The sequence below is a fragment of the Sphingosinicella microcystinivorans genome (assembly GCF_003634215.1).
In the GTDB taxonomy this organism is placed as follows: Bacteria; Pseudomonadota; Alphaproteobacteria; order Sphingomonadales; family Sphingomonadaceae; genus Sphingosinicella; species Sphingosinicella microcystinivorans.
In genome coordinates this window covers 1-21,634 of record NZ_RBWX01000010.1, presented here as the reverse complement: position 1 = coordinate 21,634, position 21,634 = coordinate 1, and the positions used below count along the sequence as shown (strand labels likewise).

The 21,634-nt window shown below is 61.6% G+C and carries 21 protein-coding genes; all 21 read right to left on the bottom strand.

What is annotated here, in order from left to right; translation table 11 throughout:
* Positions 1-1,104: a cytochrome P450 gene (locus tag DFR51_RS14795; protein WP_160119267.1), complete on the bottom strand. Its 1,104-nt coding sequence runs from the start codon at positions 1,102-1,104 to the stop codon at positions 1-3.
* Between the two features lie 92 nt (positions 1,105-1,196).
* Complete coding sequence (locus tag DFR51_RS14790) at positions 1,197-2,420, bottom strand: cytochrome P450 (protein ID WP_160119268.1); 1,224 nt, start codon at positions 2,418-2,420, stop codon at positions 1,197-1,199.
* 16 nt (positions 2,421-2,436) lie between these two features.
* Positions 2,437-3,786 (bottom strand): metal-dependent hydrolase family protein, encoded by a 1,350-nt coding sequence (locus DFR51_RS14785; RefSeq protein ID WP_121052603.1) that lies wholly within the window; start codon positions 3,784-3,786, stop codon positions 2,437-2,439.
* A 135-nt stretch (positions 3,787-3,921) separates the two neighbouring features.
* Entirely contained in the window at positions 3,922-4,494 is a 573-nt protein-coding gene (locus DFR51_RS14780) for an SRPBCC family protein (protein WP_121052601.1), read from the bottom strand.
* 26 nt (positions 4,495-4,520) lie between these two features.
* Positions 4,521-5,312: an FAD binding domain-containing protein gene (locus DFR51_RS14775; protein WP_121052599.1), complete on the bottom strand. Its 792-nt coding sequence runs from the start codon at positions 5,310-5,312 to the stop codon at positions 4,521-4,523.
* On the bottom strand, positions 5,312-7,678 hold the full coding sequence (locus DFR51_RS14770) for a xanthine dehydrogenase family protein molybdopterin-binding subunit (protein WP_121052597.1): 2,367 nt from the start codon (positions 7,676-7,678) through the stop codon (positions 5,312-5,314). The genes DFR51_RS14775 and DFR51_RS14770 overlap by 1 nt, the downstream gene beginning before the upstream one ends.
* A complete protein-coding gene (locus tag DFR51_RS14765) occupies positions 7,675-8,151 on the bottom strand; it encodes a (2Fe-2S)-binding protein (protein ID WP_121052595.1) in 477 nt (158 codons plus the stop codon). The genes DFR51_RS14770 and DFR51_RS14765 overlap by 4 nt, the downstream gene beginning before the upstream one ends.
* A gap of 134 nt (positions 8,152-8,285) precedes the next feature.
* Entirely contained in the window at positions 8,286-8,687 is a 402-nt protein-coding gene (locus DFR51_RS14760) for a nuclear transport factor 2 family protein (protein ID WP_121052593.1), read from the bottom strand.
* Positions 8,688-8,752: 65 nt separating this feature from the next.
* Positions 8,753-11,230, bottom strand: coding sequence for a TonB-dependent receptor (locus tag DFR51_RS14755; protein WP_243446575.1), 2,478 nt, complete (start codon positions 11,228-11,230; stop codon positions 8,753-8,755).
* A gap of 214 nt (positions 11,231-11,444) precedes the next feature.
* Entirely contained in the window at positions 11,445-11,819 is a 375-nt protein-coding gene (locus DFR51_RS19610; protein ID WP_160119269.1) for a hypothetical protein, read from the bottom strand.
* 294 nt (positions 11,820-12,113) lie between these two features.
* Complete coding sequence (locus DFR51_RS14745; protein ID WP_126494967.1) at positions 12,114-12,515, bottom strand: hypothetical protein; 402 nt, start codon at positions 12,513-12,515, stop codon at positions 12,114-12,116.
* 38 nt (positions 12,516-12,553) lie between these two features.
* Positions 12,554-13,123, bottom strand: a complete 570-nt coding sequence (locus tag DFR51_RS14740; RefSeq protein ID WP_170151789.1) for a peptidylprolyl isomerase — start codon at positions 13,121-13,123, stop codon at positions 12,554-12,556.
* An 80-nt stretch (positions 13,124-13,203) separates the two neighbouring features.
* Complete coding sequence (locus tag DFR51_RS14735) at positions 13,204-14,754, bottom strand: aldehyde dehydrogenase (NADP(+)) (RefSeq protein ID WP_121052582.1); 1,551 nt, start codon at positions 14,752-14,754, stop codon at positions 13,204-13,206.
* Between the two features lie 147 nt (positions 14,755-14,901).
* The gene (locus tag DFR51_RS14730; RefSeq protein WP_121052580.1) at positions 14,902-16,653 is read right to left on the bottom strand and encodes a M1 family metallopeptidase; all 1,752 of its coding nucleotides are present in this window, start codon (positions 16,651-16,653) and stop codon (positions 14,902-14,904) included.
* A gap of 100 nt (positions 16,654-16,753) precedes the next feature.
* Positions 16,754-18,064, bottom strand: coding sequence for a TonB-dependent receptor domain-containing protein (locus DFR51_RS14725; protein WP_121052578.1), 1,311 nt, complete (start codon positions 18,062-18,064; stop codon positions 16,754-16,756).
* A gap of 189 nt (positions 18,065-18,253) precedes the next feature.
* On the bottom strand, positions 18,254-18,550 hold the full coding sequence (locus tag DFR51_RS14715) for a type II toxin-antitoxin system RelE/ParE family toxin (protein WP_121052574.1): 297 nt from the start codon (positions 18,548-18,550) through the stop codon (positions 18,254-18,256).
* A complete protein-coding gene (locus DFR51_RS14710) occupies positions 18,547-18,804 on the bottom strand; it encodes a type II toxin-antitoxin system ParD family antitoxin (RefSeq protein ID WP_121052572.1) in 258 nt (85 codons plus the stop codon). The genes DFR51_RS14715 and DFR51_RS14710 overlap by 4 nt, the downstream gene beginning before the upstream one ends.
* Before the next feature lie 283 nt (positions 18,805-19,087).
* Positions 19,088-19,480, bottom strand: a complete 393-nt coding sequence (locus DFR51_RS14705) for a hypothetical protein (protein ID WP_126494969.1) — start codon at positions 19,478-19,480, stop codon at positions 19,088-19,090.
* Positions 19,481-20,072: 592 nt separating this feature from the next.
* A complete protein-coding gene (locus tag DFR51_RS14695) occupies positions 20,073-20,525 on the bottom strand; it encodes a WYL domain-containing protein (protein ID WP_170151788.1) in 453 nt (150 codons plus the stop codon).
* Positions 20,526-20,529: 4 nt separating this feature from the next.
* Positions 20,530-21,075, bottom strand: a complete 546-nt coding sequence (locus DFR51_RS14690; protein WP_121052563.1) for a hypothetical protein — start codon at positions 21,073-21,075, stop codon at positions 20,530-20,532.
* Between the two features lie 82 nt (positions 21,076-21,157).
* On the bottom strand, positions 21,158-21,634 hold a 477-nt coding region (locus DFR51_RS19395; RefSeq protein WP_243446570.1), incomplete at its 5' end, for an integrase core domain-containing protein.

Below are 21,634 nucleotides of genomic sequence, written 5' to 3'. Positions count from 1 at the left end.
TCAAACCTTCGTGAAGGTGACGGGGAAGCGGCCCCAGTTCGGCCGCGTGGTTTTGGTATCCGGCTGAGGCGGATCATCGGGCATCGTCCGGGCACCGAGCGCGAGCAGGCGAATGACGATCAGCGTCACAATGCCGAACTGGCAGGATTCAATGTCCGCGCCCTTTTTCGCAACGACACCGCCGTCGAGTTCGCGGCCAAGGCATGTATGCAGGCCGATCCCAAAGGTGAGCCCCGAGCGCAATACGTTGGAGGGCACCGCGCGGTCGGGATCGAAGATTTCGCTGTCCGCACCAAAAACCGACTTGTCTCGGTTCGCCTGAAACAGATCGAGCTCGATCCGGGCGCCGGTCGCCACGTCATCAGCGCCGACGTGCATCGGACAGGTCGCCGTGCGCCAAGCCTCCGGGCTTGCCGGATGGAGACGGAGACTTTCGTGTACGCAGTGCTGCACAAAGATCGGATCACCGAGCCGCGCCCAGCGGTCAGCATCGTCGCCTGCCCACTGCTCGATCTCGTGGAGCGCGTGAATCACGGAGTTAGCGGTCGAGTGCGCGCCAGCCTGCATGTAGAAGCCGATTTCCCGCACGAGCTGCGGATGGTCCATCTGCAACTCGTCGCGTGCCTGCAGGATGACGGTCAGAACATCACGCGGCGACTCGGTATCGGCAATTTCGCCGGCTGCAACTGCTCGCAGCAAGGCCTCCCGACGAACGACGGATGCCTGGAGGAATTCACTGTCGAGCGCAGTCAGTGCCGCGCCGACCTCCGCTTCCAACTCAGCCTTGTCGCGCGTCGAGTGCACCATCGTGGCGCCTTCGCTCAGCTTCTTGGTAATCGCGATCAGTCGTTCGGTTTCCTGCGCCGTGCGCTGCGGTCGATCAATACCCGCGAAGTCTGCCGTCAGGTTCACGGTGAGTTGGTAGCCGATTTCCACAAGGTCGCCGCCGCCCGACGCGATGTAGGGCGCCAATGTCTGCTCAAGCGTGACCGGAAAAACCTCTTTCTCGTAATATTTGAAGAAATTCCGCCGGAACACACGAACCTCGACCCCGCGTCGTTCCACGTGCGCATCGCCGTGCAGCGTCAGGAGAACGCCGTCCATGACGACCTTTCCCGCGTCGTAAAGGGCCTGCTTCAAATCCCGTTTCCGCAGCGCGCTTTCGCACGCTTGAAACGCGTCCAAACGATGCACGCTCATGCGATCGGCGCCTCATCAGGGCGGAATACGATCGGATAGCTTGCGAAGGTGATGCGCGTGATGCCTTCGTCCTTTGCAGGCTGTTTGTCAGGGTCAGCCTGAATTCCGCAGCGAAGCAGCGCTTCCACGATAAGCGGCACCGTCCCGTATTGATGCGTCTCGGGCTCGCTGTCGGCGCGCGGTTCGACGCCGATTGCCAGATTGCGCCCGAGGCACGCGTGCATGCCGAGCCCCATGGAAATGCCGTGCGGCGCGAGCGGTCCACCCACTTCGCGGTGGGGATTGTAGCTGTCCGCATCGTCTCCGAACAAATCCCTGGACCGATTGGCCGCATGAAGATTAACGACCACGATATCGCCTTCGTCCGCCTTGATGTCGTCCGCCAACGTGATCGGACACAGCGCACGACGCTTGGCGACCGGGCTCGACGGATGCAGTCGTACGCTTTCGAATACGCAGCGCTGAACGAAGAACGGATCGCTTCGAAGCGTTTCGACGTCTTCGGGATGCGCCTTCAACCATTGCAGAAGCTCATTCACCGCATGTGTGAGCGAATGGATTGATGTGTGGGCACCTGCGAGCGCGTAGAAAATGCCTTCCTGCAGAAACTTCTCGTCGGTCATCGCAAGCTTGTCCTGCTCGCGAATGAGCGCAGTGAGCACGTCCTTAGGAAGATCGGCATCATCCCGCGTTCCCGCATCACGCTCTGCCAGCAGAGAGCGACGACGCGCGATCGACGGCGCAAGAAACGCCGCGTTGAACTCAGCCATCGCCGCTTCGATGCGCGCCCGTTTCTCGGCAACGTCCTCAGGGCGCGACTGCCCAAGCGCCGGCGCGAGGCTGAACTCCTTCAGCAGTCGGACGAGTTCCTCGGTTTCTTCCGGGCTGCGTTCCGGCCGATCGATCCCCGCGAAGTCGGCCGTCAGGTTCATCATGATGCGGTAGCCGATATCTACGAGATCACCGTGACCGATCTTAAGAAACGGGGCGAGCGTTTCGTCGAGCGTGCGTGGCAGCACATTCTTTTCGTAGTCCAGAAAGATGTTCTTGCGGAACACGGTTGCCTCGACATTCCGCCGCGCGCGATGTTCGGCACCGTGCAGATTGACGAGCGCGTGCTCCATCATCAGCGATGCCTGATCATACAGCGCCTGCCGCAGATCGTTCTGCTTCAAGGCATGGCTGCAGCCATCGAAGCTGGCGATGTGGTACTCTTTCATTGTTCCCCCGCTTCTTTCACGAGTCCTGCACAGCGGCTCGTGTTGCCGCGATCTGCGAGTAGGTTGAGACGCGCCACGACGGGAGCGGCAGACGCTCCGGCAGCGGTGTTTCGATGTCGATGCGGCGCCCCTGCTTGAACACATGGGCCATTCCGTCCGGGCGGCCGAGCAAGGTGACGTCGGTCGTCACATCGCCCCGCACCACGATGACATCCGCAAGACGCCCGACTTCCAACGTGCCGATCTGATCTGCCATGCGCATCGCGCGCGCGCCTTCGCGTGTCGCGCAGACAAGCGCTTCCGGCGCGCTGAGACCGAGGTTTTCCACGAGAACCTGCAACTCGCGCCAATGCCATTCACCATAGGGCGTGATGGAAAATCCGCTTTCCGATCCGCAGAGGATCGGCACCCCGGCGTCCCATGCGCGGCGAAGCTGCTTGCTGCTTTCCGCAACCTCACGTGCGAAAAGATCCTGAAGGAATGCGCTTGCGCCGACCTTCGGCCCATGATCGGCCAGCACCGCCTGAAACGTCAGTGTGGGAACGATCGGAACCTTGGCCTTCACCACGGCTTCCAGCGCGGCCTCATCCATGTAGGTGGCGTGCAGAATCATGTCGAAACCGGCGTTCGCGGCATCGCGCGTGCTTGAAGCGTTTCGGCAATGCCCGACGATGGGAAGGCCGAGTTCATGTGCAGTGTCCGCCGCGAGCTTCAACTCCTCGGCATTCCAGACCTGAATTTCACCTTCTCCGCGCTGACGCGGGATAAGGCCTGTCACGTGGATCTTGATCCAGTCGACGCCGCGCTTCGCCTGCTGCCGAATTTCGGTGACGATCTCGTCGCGCGTCCGCGTGACCTTGAGATAGCCGACAGCGCCTTCATCGGGGACGAGCATTCCCGCCGTGCCGCCGACCGATGTGAACAGTGCGTTGCCACCGCACGTCATGCGCGGGCCGGGCGTGATCCCTGCCTCTATCGCGTCTCGAAGATCGAGCGAGACGTTGAAGATGGTATCGGCGTCGAAAATGCTCGTCACGCCCGCACGAAGCAGCTTTTGGGCGTTATAGGCCGAAACGATCGCCGCCAGCCCCTCGCGGCGGTGAAAAAACAATTCGTCGTTGCTGTGCGGTTCATCGAAACTGATGTGGCAATGCGCGTCGATCAGCCCAGGCATGACCGTCATGCCCGATGCATCGATACGATGAATCTCGGGCTGCTGCTCGGCAAAGGCCAATGCATCGGCACCTGTGGCGACGATGCGCTCTGCGAACACGATCGGCTGCACGCGGCTTTCGAGCGTGTCCGCGCCGAAGACCCGGCCATTCTCGATCAGTGTCGGAATCATTTGTGCCGAGCCTGTGTTCATCAGTTGTCTCCATCCCTCCTGATCTTCAATTTATATTGATTTCAATATATCTGCAACTTCTATCGCCCCCTGCGGCGTCTGAAACGCCGGGACTTCAGCGAAAAATGTCGGCTGGCTCGATACGGCTGCGGCGCATCACAACCATATCCCCACAATGACGGCGATGACCGCAATGATCGCGGCAATGATCAGCCAAACATGTTTTCCATCGCCCGCCATCGGCTCCGGCGATGCAGCGACAACGGGCGCTGCTGGGGCCGCTGATTCTTGCAAGGCCACGGCCGCAGCGAACTTCGCGAAGAAATCATCGGCCATGCTGCGCGCCGTACCTTCGATGAGACGGGCGCCCATTTGCGCAAGCTTGCCCCCCACCTGTGCACTCGCGTCATAAGCGAGGCGCGTGCCGCCGTCCTCGGGCGTCAAGGTCACCAAAGCGCCGCCCTTCGCGAAGCCCGCGACACCACCCTGACCTTCGAACGTCATCCGACATGAGCGCGGCGGATCCAGCTCGCTCTGTACCATTGTGCCGGAGAAACGGGCGCTCACCGGCCCAATCTTGGCGGAAACTGTCCCCTTGAAGCTGTGATCGTCGATGCGTTCCAAAACTTCGCACCCTTTGAGCGAAGCCTTCAGCATCTCCGGATCGTTGAGCGCTTCCCACGCTCGATCGATCGAACACGGCAGCAGGTAATCGCCTCGAATATCCATTGTCTGCGGAGCCTTCCCAACAAGCTTTAGCGCAAATGATCGAGCGCACGTGCCGATAGCACGCGGACCAGATGCTGCCGGTAATCGGCGCTGCCATGAAGATCGCCCGTGAACAGCGATGCATCGAGCGGAGTCTGGCTGAAATCCCGCGCGCCGCCGGTATCGATCTGCGCCTCCGCCTCGCGCCAGCGAAACACGCCCGTCCCGCTCCCGGTGACGGCAATGCGCGTTTCTCCCGAAAGGTGCGCCGCGAAAATGCCGATCAATGCGAAGCGCGACGCCGGATTGTGAAACTTCAGATAATAGGCGTTGTCGCATTTCGGGAAGCTGAGCGCTGTTACGAGTTCATCGGGCTCGAGCGCGGTGGAAAACATGCCCGTGAAAAAATCAGCCGCCGCAATCCGCCTGCGATCGGTGACGATCTCGGCGTCAAGCGCAAGGCAACCGGACGGATAGCACGCAGCCGGATCATTGTTCGCAACCGATCCGCCGATCGTTCCGCGATGCCGCACCTGAACGTCGCCGATACCGCCAGCCAGTTCGGAAAGCGCCGGAACGACGAATTGGACGACAGCGTTCGACGCCACGGCAGCATGCGTTTCCGCAGCGCCAATGATAAGCCTGCCGTCCTGCTCCGAAATCCCGTGCAGTTCACTCAGCTGCGAGACATCGATCACGTCCGATGGCGCGGCGAGACGCGCACGCATGACCGGAAGCAGCGTTTGCCCCCCTGACAGCGGCCGCGCATCGGCGGCTCCGCGCAGAAACGCAGTCGCTTCAGCAAGATTCGCCGGGCGCCGATAGGTGAAGTCGTACATCAGAGCACACCTTTCTCGGCACAGAGCTTCCAGATCTTCTCAGGTGTTGCCGGCATCTCCACGTGCCGGACATCAAGCGCATTGCAGATCGCGTTGATGACGGCAGGTGGCGCCCCGATCGCGCCTGCCTCCCCACAGCCCTTCATGCCGAGGGGATTGACAGGAGACGGCGTCGAACTGAACACGAGATTGTAGTTGGGAACGCTGCCTGCGCGCGGCATGCCGTAGTCCATGTAGGATGCCGTCACCAGCTGGCCGCTTTCCGCGTCGTAGCGGGCGTGTTCCCAAAGCGCCTGGCCGATCCCCTGCGTCATGCCACCATGCACCTGGCCTTCGACAATCATCGGATTCGCGACGAAGCCGAAATCGTCCGCTGCCGCGAACGAAACGACGTCGACAACACCCGTGCCAGGGTCGATCTCAACCTCGCAAACATAGATGCCCGCCGGGTAGGTGAAATTCGGCGGATCGAAGAAACTCGTCGCGACGAGCCCCGGTTCAATTTCCGTTGTCGGGAAGGCAGCTGCCATGTGGGCAGCATAAGCCATCTCTCCAAAGCTCAGTGTGCTGTTGCTATCCTTGCTGAGAAAAATACCGTCTTCGAAATCAACGCGATCGGCATCGACGCCAAGAATGTGCGAAGCGATCAGCTTGCCTTTGGCAATGATTTGGTCGCACGCCCGAAGAGCCGCAGACATACCCACGGACGCGCGGGACCCGTATGTGCCCGTCCCCGCCTGAATACGGTCGGTATCGCCCTGCACGACGCTGATGTTTTCGAACGGAATCCCGAAGCGGTCCGCGACAAGCTGTGCGAACGTCGTCTGGTGCCCCTGACCGTGCGAGTGCGCGCCGCTCAGCACCTCAACTGTACCTGCGGGATGGACACGCACCTCCGCAGAATCCCACATCCCCGCCCCGCCGCCAAGCGCTGCGAGTTTCGCCGAAGGTCCGATGCCGCACGCCTCGACATAGGCTGACACACCGATGCCGCGCAGCTTGCCTCGATCGGCGGATTCCGCCTTGCGGGCTTCGAAACCCGAATAGTCCGCCAGCTCTAATGCAGCATCGAGCGTCTTTTCATAGTCGCCGGAATCATATTCGTAGACGACGGGTGTCTGATACGGAAACTGCCGGATGAAGTTCCGGCGGCGGATCTCCGCCTGATCGATCCCCATGGTTTCCGCGGCGACATTTACGATGCGCTCGATCAGATAGGCGGCTTCCGGCCGACCTGCGCCGCGGTATGCATCAACCGGGCAGGTGTTCGTGTAAACGGCACGGACGCGCGCGTGGATCGCGGGGATCACATACTGCCCCGACAGCATCGTTGCGTACATGTAGGTCGGCACCAGCGATGCCGATGCGCTAAGATAGGCGCCGACGTTCGCGCGTGTGTCGACGCGCAGCGCAAGAAAGCGGCCGTGGGCATCGAGCGCGAGTTCCGCGTCGCTCAGATGATCCCGCCCGTGTGCATCGGTAAGGAACGCCTCTGTTCGGTCCGCCGTCCATTTTACCGGGCGATCGACGAGTTTCGCCGCAAAGGCGACAGCGACCTCCTCGGGGTAGTTCGGCGCCTTCGAACCAAAGCCGCCACCGACATCCGGAGAAACGACCCGAAGCTTATGCTCAGCCGCCAACTGGTAATGAGCGGCAAGGAACATACGAATGCCGATCGGGTTCTGGTGCGTCATGTAAAGCGTCAGCTTTTCATCGACGGCATCCCAGTGCGCGTTGATCGCACGCGGCTCGATCGCGTTCGGCACGAGACGATTGTTTTCAAGCGACAACGGGACGGTGACGGCGGCGCTCGCAAACGCTGTATCAACAGCCGCACGGTTTCCGATTTCCCAGTCGAACGCAAGGTTTCCGGGAATGTCGTCGTGGATCTGCACGGCTCCCGGAGCGAGCGCATCAGGCATCTGCCCAGCGATCGACAAGTCGGCATAATCGACCTGCACCGCCTCGGCAGCATCGCGGGCCAGATCGCGCGTATCTGCGATGACGAGCGCCACGGGCTCGCCAACATAGCGCGCGGCATCGACCGCAAGCGCCCGGCGCACACCAACCTTCATCGGCTCACCGTTCGAGGAATGGATCATCCATCCGCACGGAAGCGGCGGCAGTCCTGCCTCGACCATATCCTGACCAAGCACCACGCGCTGCACCCCGGGCATCGCCAAGGCCGCCGACACGTCGATGTTTTCGATGCGCGCATGAGCGAATGGAGACCTGACGAACGCCGCATAAGCTTGGCCGGGAAGAATGACATCGTCGACGTAGCGCCCCTTACCGCGAAGGAACCGTCCATCCTCACTGCGCTTGACCGATTTTCCGAACGTCTTTCCGTGAAACGGCTGGTTCATGCGCCCGCCTCCATTCGCTCGGCGCCGTCCAGAATCGCTTTCACGATATTCTGATAGCCCGTGCAGCGACAGAGATTGCCTTCGAGTTCACGCCGGACCGTCGCTTCGTCAGGCCTGCCGTGACGACGCGCGATATCGATGCCGGTCATGACCATTCCGGGCGTGCAGAAGCCGCATTGGAGGCCGTGATTGTCATGAAACGACTGCTGCATCGGGTGGAGAGCCTCTCCCCCTGCAGACAAGCCCTCTATCGTGGTGATGGAACGCCCATCCGCCTGCACGGCGAGCACAGCGCAGCTTTTGACAGCCTGGCCGTCGAGATGCACGGTGCAGGCGCCGCACTGGCTCGTATCGCAGCCGACGTGCGCCCCTGTCAGCCTCAGTTCATCGCGCAGGAAGTGGATGAGAAGCATACGGTCAGGGACCTCGCCTTCCGTCTCGCGACCGTTCACCTGCACACGTATTTTTGCCATCACGACGCCTCCCCGTAACCCGCCTTGAGTACGTTTCCACTCGCCCGCTCGCCCAGCAGATACTGACGACGGACGTTCATGAGGCTGACTGTAGCAATCATCATTGGAATTGACACTCTACCCGGCCGGTGGCCTCATCCTCTGCGCGCGATGAACTGCGTAAGCCCGGGTGTATCAAAAAAATACGGTACGATGCGACTGATGTGCCCGTCACGTATCTCGAAATACTCGGCGACAGGCATGATGAACTCCCCGTCCCCGTCAGCGAATATGAGGTCGAGCAGACCCACAACCTCGTTCTCGTTGGCGGTGATAGACTTCAACTTGATGTCACTGGGACGAAGGATAGGAATAATCCGCTCAAGCAGCTCGCGGAGAGCGTGACGCCCGCGGGAGGCACCTCCAAATGGCAGGCCGTCCGCTTCGACAATTTCGAAATCCTCGGTCACGATGGTATCGAGCTTCGAAAAGTCGCCGGCGCGCACGATGTCGTACATCTTTTGCGCCACCGCGATATTGGCATCGAAAACAGCCATTTGCGTTTCGCCTGCTGTGCGTGCGATGAGGCTTGCGGCAGCCCGCCCCCTCGCAACGCGGAACCCTAGAACTTGAACAGCGCCTCGATACCCCACGTGCGCGGTGGCGCAATCGAGCCGTATGTGAACAGCCCGGGCTGTGGCACCGGCGTGGAGTTCGTCGGCGTTGCGCCGTAGCTGGTGCCAACGTCCAACACATGGGAGAAGTAGTCGTGGTTGGTGAGATTCTTGCCGAAGAATGAGAGACGCCAGTTGTCAGCATCATAAGAGATGCTGGCGTCGAGGAGCGCGAAGCTCTTGACGAGCCCATTGTTCGGGTTTGCTGGGGTCAGCGTGTTGGCAACGATGTAGTAATCGGACTTCAGACGCACCCCGACATCGAAGACGAGCGCATGGTCGTTTTCAAGTTCATGCCGGTAGTTCATCGTGGCATCGAGCGACCATTTCGGCGCGCGGCGCAGCTTGAAGTTTGACTTATCGATAGTAACGAACGGATCTGCTGCCGCAGTGGCCGGATCAAGGTTGAAGCCGATATCCTGCCAGTTACGATACTTTGCGTTCAAATGACCGACGTTCACACCAAAGGTCAGCCCATCCGCAGGCACAGCCTGGAACTCGGCTTCAAAACCGCGGATGCGGGCGCGCGCTGCGTTCTGAACGACTGTCACTGTCACCGATACCGGATCCGGGAACACGACGTCTTCCTGCTTGTTCGAGTAGTTCATCGAAAAGGCGCTGAGGTTGAAGCGGACGCGGTTGTCAGCCCACTGAGTCTTGAAGCCCGCTTCGTAGCTTTCGACCGTCTCGGGCTGATAGGGCCCCATGTTAAAGGAGTCCGTACCGCGGCCGTTGTAACCGCCGGAACGGAAGCCCTTCGAATAACTCGCGTAGACCATGCCGTTGTCGAACTTGTAGTCCACACCAAAGCGCGGCGTGAAACGGGACCAGCTGTCGCGGCCGGTCTGCTCGAAAACCTCTCCTGTGGTGGGATTGACCGCATTCGGCATGTAGGTGGGCTGGCTACGCCAGGAATCCGGGCAATCGCCGAACGAGCCGACGACAACGCGGGAACCCACAGGACCGAGCGCGTTCGCGCCGCAGAAGTGCTTCGTCTCCTTCGTGTAGCGGCCTCCGGCGGACACATTCAGATTTTCAACGATTTCCCAGTCAAGCTGACCGAAGAACGCATAGTTCTTGCTGTCCTGATCCGTGTCGGTACCCGGAACTTCGCCCGGCCAGCCGGCGCGGATGCCCGCGAGAACCTCTTTCTCCGACGCGTTTGTCGGGAAATTGCTCGTAAAGAAGAACGTCTGCTGGTGGTTGGTGTAGCCGGCTTCATAATAGTAGGCGCCAGCAACCATTTTCACGATACCGACTTCGCCCTGATAACGCAGCTCGGCGGAAAACTGGTCCTGCTTCTGCGGACGGTAGGTGAAGAAGTACGGCAGCTGAATGCCATCCCACTTCTGAACCGAATATTCCTTCGCATCCCGGTAGCCGACAACCGCGAACAGCGCATGATCCTCGGCGAGGTTCAGCTCGGCATTCGCAATCAGCGAGTGCCCTTTTAGGCCTTGCGGCTGCACGAAATTCTGAATTGGGTGACGGTGATATGAAGCGTTCGCTGCCGGCTGTCCGCACGGGAATCCGGCAGGTGTGATCGCGCAGAAGGTTTCCGTCGGCGACGTCAGCGCTGTGACGGGACGCGTATTGGTCTTGTCGTCGATATAATCGTAGGCGAGGTTGAGCTTGAAGTCCGGCGAGGGCTCGATCTTCAGCGCCGCGCTATACATCATGAAGTCATTGTTACCTTCGCGCTTGCCGCGCGTGATGTTGTGGAAATAGCCACCGCCATTCAGGCTCATCACGCCGACCTTGGCGGCAATGGCGCCATTCGCGATCGACGGCAGGTTGAGCACAGCCTTGACGTCGAGCTGGTCGAACCGGCCGTAGGTCACCGCCACTTTGCCGCCGAGCTCACCCGTCGGCTCTGCGCGGCGAACGTGCACGAGACCGCCGATGGTATTGCGACCGAACAGTGTTCCCTGCGGGCCGCGCAGGACTTCCACGGCCTCGGCATCGAATGTCGTCAGCAGAGCACCGGTCGTGGTCGAGAGGTAGACACCGTCGAGATACACTGCGACCGCAGGATCAAACGACTTCTCGCCGTCGTTCAGCTGCAAGCCGCGGATACTGATTGCAGGCGTGGCCACGCCGAAAATCGTGTCAACGATGAGGTTCGGCGCCATCGAGCCGAGTTCCGAGATATTCCGACTGAACGTCCGCTCGATCTGAGCGGCGTTGATCGCACTGACCGCAATCGGCACGTCCTGCAGGTTCTCAGCGCGCTTCTGGGCCGTAACAACGATTTCATCGAGACCGATCTGGCGGTCGTCGGAACCCTCCTGCGCCCATGCCGGCGAGATGGCGGAAATGGTCACCATCGCGGTTGCAGATACCAAAGCGCAGCGAATCGAAGATTGAATTTTCATCCGTTCCCCTCCCAAGAATCCTACCGCATTTTTGCGTTTTTTTGGCGGCACGCTTACCAAGTGCTAAAACTATATCTATTTCGATATGTTTGTACACAGATATATTTTGATTTCGATATAAATGAATATCACATTGAATTTGCTTAACTTTTTAACGTCGACGCGTTGCGTTATACTCCGTCGGCAGCTCAGCGCCCCGCCCCTGCGCATTCCGCGATCTCCTCGCGCCTAGCGACGCCAACACTCGTTCTCGATGAAGCCCCACTCACCGCGAACGCGCGACGGATGGACAATCATATCGCGCCGTTCGGCGTCTGACCCTGTCCCGGTAACTGTGCAGTGGGGCGACTTCGCCGGTGTTATGAAGGAAATTAGGGCCACGGTATCGCGCTATCCCTACCTCACCGAAGGTCGCAATCAGGTTGTGAATGTATGACACATCCACCCACTCGATTATCTTCGGTCCGGTCATTAGAGTGGGCCCCTTGGGTCGGACATGGAACCGCTTGGGCACCTTGTAGTTCGTCAGATGGTCGCGGCAGTAGCTTTCAAGCGCCTCCGCGTCGGGCGTGGCCTCGCCTGCCGCCGCATCGGGCAGAACCCAAGCATGGCCGATCTCGCCGTAAAGCGGATCGGGCACACCGACCACCGCAGCCGCGATCGCGGGTCTCCGGAACGGCGACGAGATCGTGATTCCCGTTCCTCAGGACAGCATTCAAGGTGAGCAGACACAGTTTCTGAAGCTGAGCGTTCGACGCGGAGAGAGGACTATTCCGATCATCCTATCTGCCACGCGGAGAAGTCGTTCACACATGGCAATGGGAACGAATACCGGGATCCGAGAAATGCGCGCTTTAATCGGGTGAGCGGATCGTCAGCGAGCGCGGCGATAAAATTGCCGGCGGAGCCTGATCGCGCACCGGTCGGACGTCAATCAGGGATGGACACCAACCTCAAGACCGGATCGTTTCGCCGACAGCATCTTTAGTGCACGGCCGACGGAGCGAAGCTGAGGCATGCTCCGGGAGGTTTCGTCTGTTGTGTTCGCTGGCAGCAGGAAATTGACCTCGCGCGCCCTCCTGCGGATTTCGATGCCGGATGCGATGTGCGAGAACCTGCCCCGCAAGCCTGCCGATTCGGGCGCCTCGGCAAGTAGCCGGTCCCGCAGACGGCGCCCGACCGAAAGGCGAATCGGCAGTCCGGCGCATATCTTGATCCAGCTGTTCCAACTGATACCAATACAGCGCATGATTTCGGTCTGCGATCCGGTCAAGGGTGCGATATCGGCAACAAATTCCGGGTTCACGATACACATCTTTGGCTTTGCCCGGGCCAACGTAACTCTCCTCGCTTTCGTGCTGTCTGCAACTACATTCAGTTCGTGGAAACGACCGAACTGCACGTCTTCCGTATGCTTTCCCTGATCTTCGGCGCATTACTCACCACCGTGCGCCTGATCGCCACGGGTTCCCGCAGTTTTTCCGCGACGGCGGGGCTTCGATGAATGGCCCGGACCACATCCATGCCGCGTATCACATAGCCGAACACAGCGAAGCCCTGGCCATCGCCGTTGCGCGTACCGCCAAAATCCATGGCGGGGCTCGGCTTCACGACAATCGAGAAACTCGAGGTGGCAGTATCCGGCCCCCAGCGCGCCATGGAGAGAGCGCCCGTGCGGTGTGTCAGCCCGGTCACCGATGTGCGCTCCAGCGGGATGGGACCGAAGGCGTCGTGCTCCTCACCGTCGCGCGCCTCAAGCTGAATGACGTCGATCGGTACAGGATTGCTGGCATTCTCATTGCTCCGGACGGTGCGGAAGAAGCGGCCGCCATCGTAATGCGCGCCAAGCGCATAGCGCAGGAAATTGCACACGGTAACCGGCGCATCTGAGAGCGCCAATCGCGCGTCGATATTCCCTTTCGAGGTTTCGAACCGGACAACCACGCCTGGATCCGCGGCGGCCGGGGCAACTTCAGTCGCAATCAGCAGGAGGAAGAGCGTGTGCTGAACCATCGAGATCACGGCTAACGCTTGCCGTTGACGAGCCGGTCGAAGCCGAGGGGATTGGCCGCCTTGAGCGCATCGGGGAGCAGCGCGTCGGGCATATCCTGATAGCAGACCGGGCGCAGGAAGCGCTGGATGGCGAGACCGCCCACCGAGGTCGTCCGCGCGTCCGAAGTGGACGGGAACGGGCCGCCGTGGACCATGGCGTGGCTCACCTCGACACCCGTGCCGAAGCCGTTGACGAGAATGCGCCCCGCCTTGCGTTCGAGGAGCGGCAGCAGCGCCCGCACCGCGTCGTGATCGCCGTCCGCAAGATGCAGCGCGGCGGTGAGCTGGCCTTCGAGGCTGGCGACGACGGCGGCAAGCTCGTCCGCGTCCGCGCAGCGCACGAGCAGCGAGGCGGCGCCGAACATTTCTTCCTGAAGGCTGCGATCCTTGAGGAAGGCGGCGGCGCTCGTGGTGAAGAACGCCGCCTGCCCGGCGCATCCGCCGCCGCCCTGGCCGCGCGCGGCGACCTCGACCGCGGGGTTGTCCGCCGTCGCCGCCGCGCCGCGCGCATAGGCGGCATGGATGCCGGGCGTGAGCATGGTGGCGGCGGGGACCATCCCGAGCGCCTCCGCCGTGCTGGCGACGAAGCGGTCGAGCGCGGGGCCTTCCACGGCGATGACGAGGCCGGGATTGGTGCAGAACTGGCCGGCGCCGAGCGTGAGCGACGCGACGAACCCCTTGCCGATCGCCTCGGCGCGTTCCTCGAGCGCCTGCGGCAGCAGGATGACGGGGTTGATCGAGCTCATCTCCGCATAGACGGGGATCGGCTCGGGACGCGCCTGCGCGATCGCGACCAGCGCCAGACCGCCGCCGCGCGAGCCGGTGAAGCCCACCGCCTTGACGCGCGGATCGGCGACGAGCGCCTGCCCCGCCGCGCGGCCGCTGTCGAAGATCATCGAGAAGACGCCTTCGGGAAGACCGCAGGCCGCGACCGCATCGCGGACGGCGCGGCCGACCAGCGCCGAGGTGCCCGGATGCGCCGAATGCGCCTTCACGATCACCGGGCAGCCGGCGGCGAGCGCCGAGGCCGTGTCGCCGCCGGCGACGGAGAAGGCGAGCGGGAAGTTCGAGGCGCCGAACACCACGACCGGCCCGAGCGGGATGTGGCGCAGGCGCAGGTCCGAGCGCGGCAGCGGCTGACGCTCCGGCATCGCCGGATCGACGCGAAGGCCGAGGTAGCCGCCATCGCGCACAATGTCCGCGAACAGGCGGAGCTGGCCCATGGTGCGGCCGCGCTCGCCTTCCAGCCGCGCGCGCGGCAGGCCGGTTTCGGCCATGGCGCGCTCGATGAGCGCGTCGCCGATGGCGAGGATATTGTCGGCGATGGTTTCGAGAAACACCGCCCGGGCTTCCGGCGCGGTTTCGCGGTAGGCATCGAACGCCGCGTCGGCGAGCGCGGCGGCCCTGTCGGCATCGGCGAGCGTCGCGCCGCCGAACGGCGGCTCCAGCGTCTCGCCGGTCGCCGGGTTCACGCCCGAAACATGGCCGTTGGTGCCGACCACGGCCGACGCGCCTATGAACATCTCAGCTTTCACGATTCTGCTCCTTGTGCTGCGAACGCCGGCGGAGGCCAGGCTTTCGAGGTCCGGCCCCGTAAGTAGGCCGAGCCGCACGGTGGGTTCCAATGCTTCCTTTGCACCCGGCGCCTTTCGTTCGCCCCGGGCACAAGCCTAGCGGCGGCGGCCCTGATCGGGCTGGGTGGCGCGCCACGCCTGGAAGCGATCGATATAATCGAGCTGCCGCAGGATCTTCGCACCCGGATCGAGCGTGACCGTGGCGGAAGCCGGCACGGTCAGCGTGCCCGTGCCGCTGGTCATCAGCACAGTGACGGTCTTGCCATCGACGCGCACATCGACCGGCATCGGGAACGGCAGGTTGTCCGGCGTTTCCCAGCGCAGCGTCAGCGTGTCGCCCGCGCGCGTGTCGACCAGCTTCGGCAGGCCGGCGCGGTACAGGTAGATGTTGAAGAACCAGTCGTAGTCGCCGCCCGTCACCTGGTTGACCGTGGCCATGAAACCCTTGCTGGTGCCGAACTGCGGCTGGAAGTTGCCGGGCCGGGGATCGGGACGGCCATAGGTGACACGGCGGATCACCTCGTAGAAGGCATCGTCGCCGATGAGGCCGCGCAGCGTGTGCATCACCCAGCTGCCCTTGGGATAGATATCCCCGCGCGGGCCGGTGGGATCGGCATAGACCCAGTTCTCGGGCCGCTCCTCGCCGCTGACCAGCGGCTTCTCGTTGCGGATGCCGGCGCGCTGCGACTTCAGCAGCGCATTATAATCCATGTCGCCGTGCAGATAACGGCCAAGCAGCGGCTGCATGTAGGAGCCGATGCCCTCGTGCAGCCAGAGGTCGTCGTAGTTGGCGACCGAAAGCTGGTTCGCGAACCATTCGTGCGAGAACTCGTGGTGCATCAGCGGATCGAAGCCGTACATCGTCTTCGTGTAATCGATGCTGTAGCCGTTGAGCGTCTGGTTCTCGAGGCCCGAGAAGGGCACGCGGATGACGCCCATCTTCTGGTCGCCCCACGGATAGGGGCCGATCTGCGATTCGAAGAAATCGAGCGCGACGGGGAACTCCTTGAAGAGCTCGGCGGCCTTTTCCTCCTCACCCGGCAGATACCAGAAACGCATCGGAATCGTGTTGCCGAAGCGGCTCTTGTAGTCCGCCTCCAGCACCTTGAACGGCCCGACATCGAGCACGAGGCCGTAGGTGTGCGGGCTGCGCGCGCGCCAGTTGTAGGTGCGCCAGCCGTTCTTCTCGGTCATGCCCATGAAGGTGCCGTTGCCCGGCGCGACGAGCGGCGCGGGCACCGTGTAGTGAAGATCGGCGACCTCGGTCTTGCCGGTGGGATGATCGATGCAGGGATACAGGAGATCGCACCCGCCGCCCCAGTGCGAGGTATCGATCCACGGCTGGCCATCCGGCGTCTTCGCCCAGGTCGTGCCGCCTTCCCACGGCGGGCGCTTGGCGAGCGGCGGCGTGCCCGAATAGACGATGCGCGCCTTGGTGACCGAGCCGGCGGCGAGTGGCCGCGCGAGCTTGATGCGAAGCTGCCCTTCGGGGTTGCTGTAATCGGCGGGCGCCACCTTGCGGCCATTGAGGGTGATCGAGGCGATCTGGAACCGGGGATAGAAATCGAGGACGAGCTCCGGCACCGCCGACTTGGCGCGCAGCGTGAGGACCGCGTCGCCTTCGATGCGCTTCTCGTCCGGAAACACCTTCAGCGACAGGTCGAGATGCTGGAACGACAATGCAAGCTGTTCGGCGGGCATGACGCCGCCCATCTTGCGGGTCTGCGCGGTGATCGCCTTGGCTTCAGCATCGGGATCGGGCGCGGCGGCGTCCTGCGCGGCCGCCACGACGGGCTGGGCGAGCAAGGCGAGGCCGATGGCTGCCGCCGCGATTCCGAATTGCCTCATCTGACGTTCTCCCCTGTCTCGCTGCCCCCCGGAAATGGCATCACCGGCGCCGCGCTTGCCGCACCGGTGATGCTGTGGGGGATACCAAACCCGCTGCCGATCAGAAGTCCTTCACCACGCGGAAGGAGAAGAACCGGCCGCGCGAGTTGAACGTCAGATTGTCGAAGCCGTTGAAGTAGTTGCCTTCAAGCCACGGCGGCATCTCGTCGGTGAGATTGTCCACCGCCGCGGTGACGCGCATCGCCAGCGGCTCGATGTTGTAGGTGACCGCGACATCGTGCTGGAGATAGGATTCGGCGCGCATGCGCTCCCCCGCGACCAGCAGCGAGGCATCGTTGCGAACCGGCCCCACGTAGCGCAGGCCCCACGTCGCCGACAGGTCGCCGAACGTCCATGTCACGCGGCCCGTCGCCTTCCAGTGCGGGATCGTGCCGAGCGCCGTTGTGTAGGAGCCGACGCGCTCGACGGCGGGCGTGTCAGGCGCCGGGGACAGCTTGTACGTGTCCATGTAGGTGGCGTCCGTGCGCAGGTTGAGGCTACCCCACGAGGCTTCGGCCGTGGTGTATTCGAGGCCGAAATCGATGCCCTTGATGGTCTGGTCCAGAAGGTTGTCGCGCGTGGCGAACACGTCGATGATCTCGTTGTTCGCGTTGCGGACCACCTGGCCCGCGAAAGCCGTTCCCATCGCGTTCTGCATGATGATGTAATCGACGTCAGCGGCGCCGATGATGTCGGCCTTGGTGATGCGGTAGACGTCGATCGTGGCCGAGAAGCGGGGGATGAAGTCGGGCGTCCAGACGAGACCGACGGTGAGCGTCTCCGCCGTTTCGGGCCTGAGATCGGGGTTGCCGCCGGTTGTGACGAAGGTACCGGTGAGGATCGTCGCGGGCTGGCGCCCGTTACATCCCGGCAACGTCGTATAAGCGGCGGTGTAGCAGGGGTCTGTGACCGGGCGGTAGCCGCGCGACTGCGTGCTGTTCGCCTCCGTGAAGTTCGGCGCGCGGAAGCCGGTGCCCCACGAACCGCGAACGAGAAGATCGCTGGACGGACGCCACTTCACGCCGACCTTCGGGTTCGTCGTCGAGCCGAAGGCGTTGTAGTGAGAGTAGCGGACCGCGCCCTCGACATCGAGGCTGTAGATGAACGGGATTTCCTTGAGCAGCGGGATCGAGGTTTCCGCGTAGAACTCGTAGATCTTCCGCGTCGGCGGCAGGAACGGCGGCGTCGGGGTCGTCTTTTCCGGTGCGTTGTCCTGAATCTGCGAGAAGCTTTCGGTACGGTACTCGGTGCCCAGCGCAATATTGACGTCGCCGGCGGGCAGTTCGAACAGCTTGCCGGTGACGTTGCCGACCACCGCCTTCAGCTCGGCATCGACATCGCGGAAACGGTCCGACGTGATCGAGTGCAGCATAGCTTCAGTGATGCTGCCGGGGCCGCCGAACAGGTTGACCGGAATGCAGCCCTACGTCACTGCGCAGATGTCCGGATCGCCGACGGCGCGGCGGAGACGCGCGATATCGAGCGAGCGGCCGCCATAGGTGAACTGCGACAGCTTCCGACGGAGACGTTCGCAACACGGAACGACGGCTAAATCGGCGATTCAAGATGGAAAGAGGATGGTGTTGTAGTTCTGAGCACCGTGCAGAATGTGAATAACGATCACTCTTTCCGGCTCGACCCGGTAAAAGATCAAATAATCACCATGGCCACGCCGCCGCACACCGGTCGCCTCATAGCGCGGCACAAGTGGAAAGCGTTTCGGCATATCGACCAAGTCCGAGCATTTCGAACGTAGCTCCTCCAAGAAACTCAACGCTCGTGCCGGATTATCGCGGGCGATATAATCACCAATCGTCTCGAGGTCATACTCGGCCTCAGCCGATAAATGGACGATCATTCGTTGCCAGCGCTCATGGCACGATATTTGGCCTCTAGGCGGTCGAACACCTGATCAGCCGGCGCTGTGCGTCCTGCGTCCGCATCTGCAAGACCCCGCGTTATCGAGGCATCGAGAGCGGCGAGACGAGTTTCCCTATCGTGAATTAGGCGCACGCCTTCACGTAAAACCTCGCTTTTTGAGTTGTACCGACCCGTCGCGACAAGGCTGGCGACGAAATTTTCAAGCTGCTTTCCAAGATCCGCGCTAATCATATTGAGACTCCATTCACAGGGAGAATAGCATCTTATCAACAGTTGATAAAGTGATCACGACATTGTTGCGGTATAAAGGCGTAAGGAAGTCGGAAGGCGAACCGTTTGAAATGAAAAGGTTTCAACCCACACCCGTACTATCCCCGCGCATAGCTACTATGGGATAATCAGAAAGTGTTGAGCTCATAATCAACGTCTTGTTTCGACACCGCCCTCAACCGGGCTTGCAGCTGATGCCTGGACGGCTCGATATCTGAAGGAATGCAGAATTTCTCGCGTTTGGCTAAAGCGCGCCGCTGCTCAACGCTAAAGCTTCCTCGAACTTTTCGGGGTCAAATAAAGCCTGTCCGTCGATCGGGCACAACGGCTCCGTACAAGCTGCTTTGAAGAGCGCCTCGTGCCCGTACCAGCGGGCATCCGGCCTATGCTCACCTACCCACCAGTGCAGCGCGAAGATACGTGCCGTGATCGCCAACGCCATGTCCATCGGGTCGGTCTCTGGCGCGCAGCGGTCATGCTGAACCAGGAACTGCCAGACCTCTTCGCAGACGCGCCGGCTGCGCTCAACGCTCGGCTCCAGGAAATCCGCGGTAGGCCATGTAACCGTCGCCAGCTCATGGAGAAGCTCGGGCTCGACGGAAACTTTGTTCAGCAGATCAATGACCTCGTCGCCCACGAAGCCTCCTTCTGAAGCCTGCAAAAACGAAAGCCGCAGGACCAAGAGAATGTGCAAGCGAACGGCGATATGCAAGACGTAACGCCAGTGTGTACAGGAAGCGCCGAAGATGTCCCCGGAGGCGTGGGAGCCGTCTCAGATGGAGCTTAACGACAAAAAAGTGGCCGCAGCCCGTGCGTTTCCTGACGATCTCGTGACGTTTGCCTCCGTTTCCGAAATGTTTTGAACGCAAGAGGCAGCATCTAATGCACCTGCGAGTTTTCGCGTTACCCGGCCTCAGAGATTAAGCGGCGAGCAACATAGGCCCAATGCGCCTCGTTTGGGTGCAACACCCCGTCAGCGGCTATCACAGCGTCCATATAATCACCGATTAAGGCAAGGTTTGTGCCACCGCGATCCACAACCCGTTCAAGTGACACTACGAACTGTTCGCTGTCCGGCGCCAGCCGGGCGACATGATCGGACACGTCATCAACTGGAAGTCGGTCACTACAGTGGTGAGCTTCAGCCCAATCGTCAACATAGTCCGTCACAGTCTCCAACTCGTCTGGATGGAAGTCCCGATCGCAACGAGCAATGAATGTCAGAATGTTCAATCCGGCGAGCAGGTCCGCGCGGTGAGCAACAGAAAGTCCCCACAGATTTGTGGGTGAAGCGCCATCTGATCCGGAAAAGCGCGCAAAAAGTGGTGTGGGGTGATAACCTCCCCCGATTCGATGTCGTAGACTTCCCGGATGCGATCCGTTCGAAATTGGCGAACCTGCTCACGGACGTGACACCAAGCGTAAAGGTATGCTGTGCCACCCTTGCGGTCCAACCGCTTGCAGGTGATCGTTCGCTCCGACACTCTGCCTCCGCTGTCGGTATAGGAAATGGCGCAGGCGACGCCTTCGATGTTCTCAAGACGAGGCGCTATCGATGCCGGCTCGATAAATTCTTCTGGCTCATTTTCCGGAACAAATTCTTTGAAAATTGCGCTAGGTGGCTGCGGCGGCGTGACGTAACGCCCGGCGAGCGCGCTTCTAAGCGTTTCAATCAAGCCCATCGTCTTACTCTCCCGGCGGATAGTAGCGGCCATGGAAGCACCGCCCCTCCGTGATGATGTTCGGGTCGGCCGGCGTCTCCGTGTAGCCGCCATCGTATCTCTTAATCGTCGTCTCGCAATGCGCCTGCCGCGCTGCGTATACCGCAGCCTTCGTCTGTTCGCGCTGGGCCTCCGCGAATGCCGCCTGAGCGGCCTTGAACTCGGACGAATCCCGACTGATCTGGCCTTCCATCGTTAGTAGCTGCTGACGTAGGTTCACGACATCAACCCGAAGGTCGGCGTTCTGGCGTATCAGTGCTGTGTTATCCGAACGCAGCGTATCGGCGACCGCCTGCACCTGCCGAAGCCGGGCATGAGCGTCTTCAAGCTCGGCACCCACGGCCACGGCGCGCTGCTCAACTTTGGCCACACCGGAGGACGTTTGCGCCCCTTGCGATGTTAGGGCACCGAACCGCGCTGACTCGACGCGCTCGGCCGATGCCTGGGCCTTCATGTCCAGAAAGCCGAGGGCGAATGTCGCGACCACGCCGATCGCAAGCACTGTCAGCACAAACCAGCGCTTTGGATTGGACAGCGCTTCCGCGATCAGCGCCGCTAGTGGACTGCCCGCGATGATTGGTCCGGTTTCATGATTAGCTGATCCGCATTTCTGATGCCAGCCTGGGCGGGAGGCGAAGCGTAGCGGAGCCGAGCGGCCAGGCTGGCATTTTGATCGTTTCCGGGGCTGGTGGGCGATAGCCAAGACTGCTGTGCGGGCGCAATCGGTTGTAATGATCGCGCCACCAGCCGGTGACGCAGCGGACCTCCTCCAGACTGTAGAAGATTTCGCCATTGAGCAGTTCATCACGCAGGCGTGCATTGAAGCTCTCGATGTAACCATTCTCCCAGGGGCTGCCTGGCTCGATGTAAAGCGTGGTGACGCCGAGCCTGCCCAGCCATTCACGCACCGCATGGGCGACGAACTCGGGGCCATAGCACATTGGGAAGCGGCCTATTGAAGGGCCACATTGCCTTGATGGAGACAAGGGCGCGTAGCGCCCGCCGGCTTCATCAAGGCAGTCATGACCGGCCAGCAGGTCTCTAAAGTGAAGTTGTCGACACAACCCTTT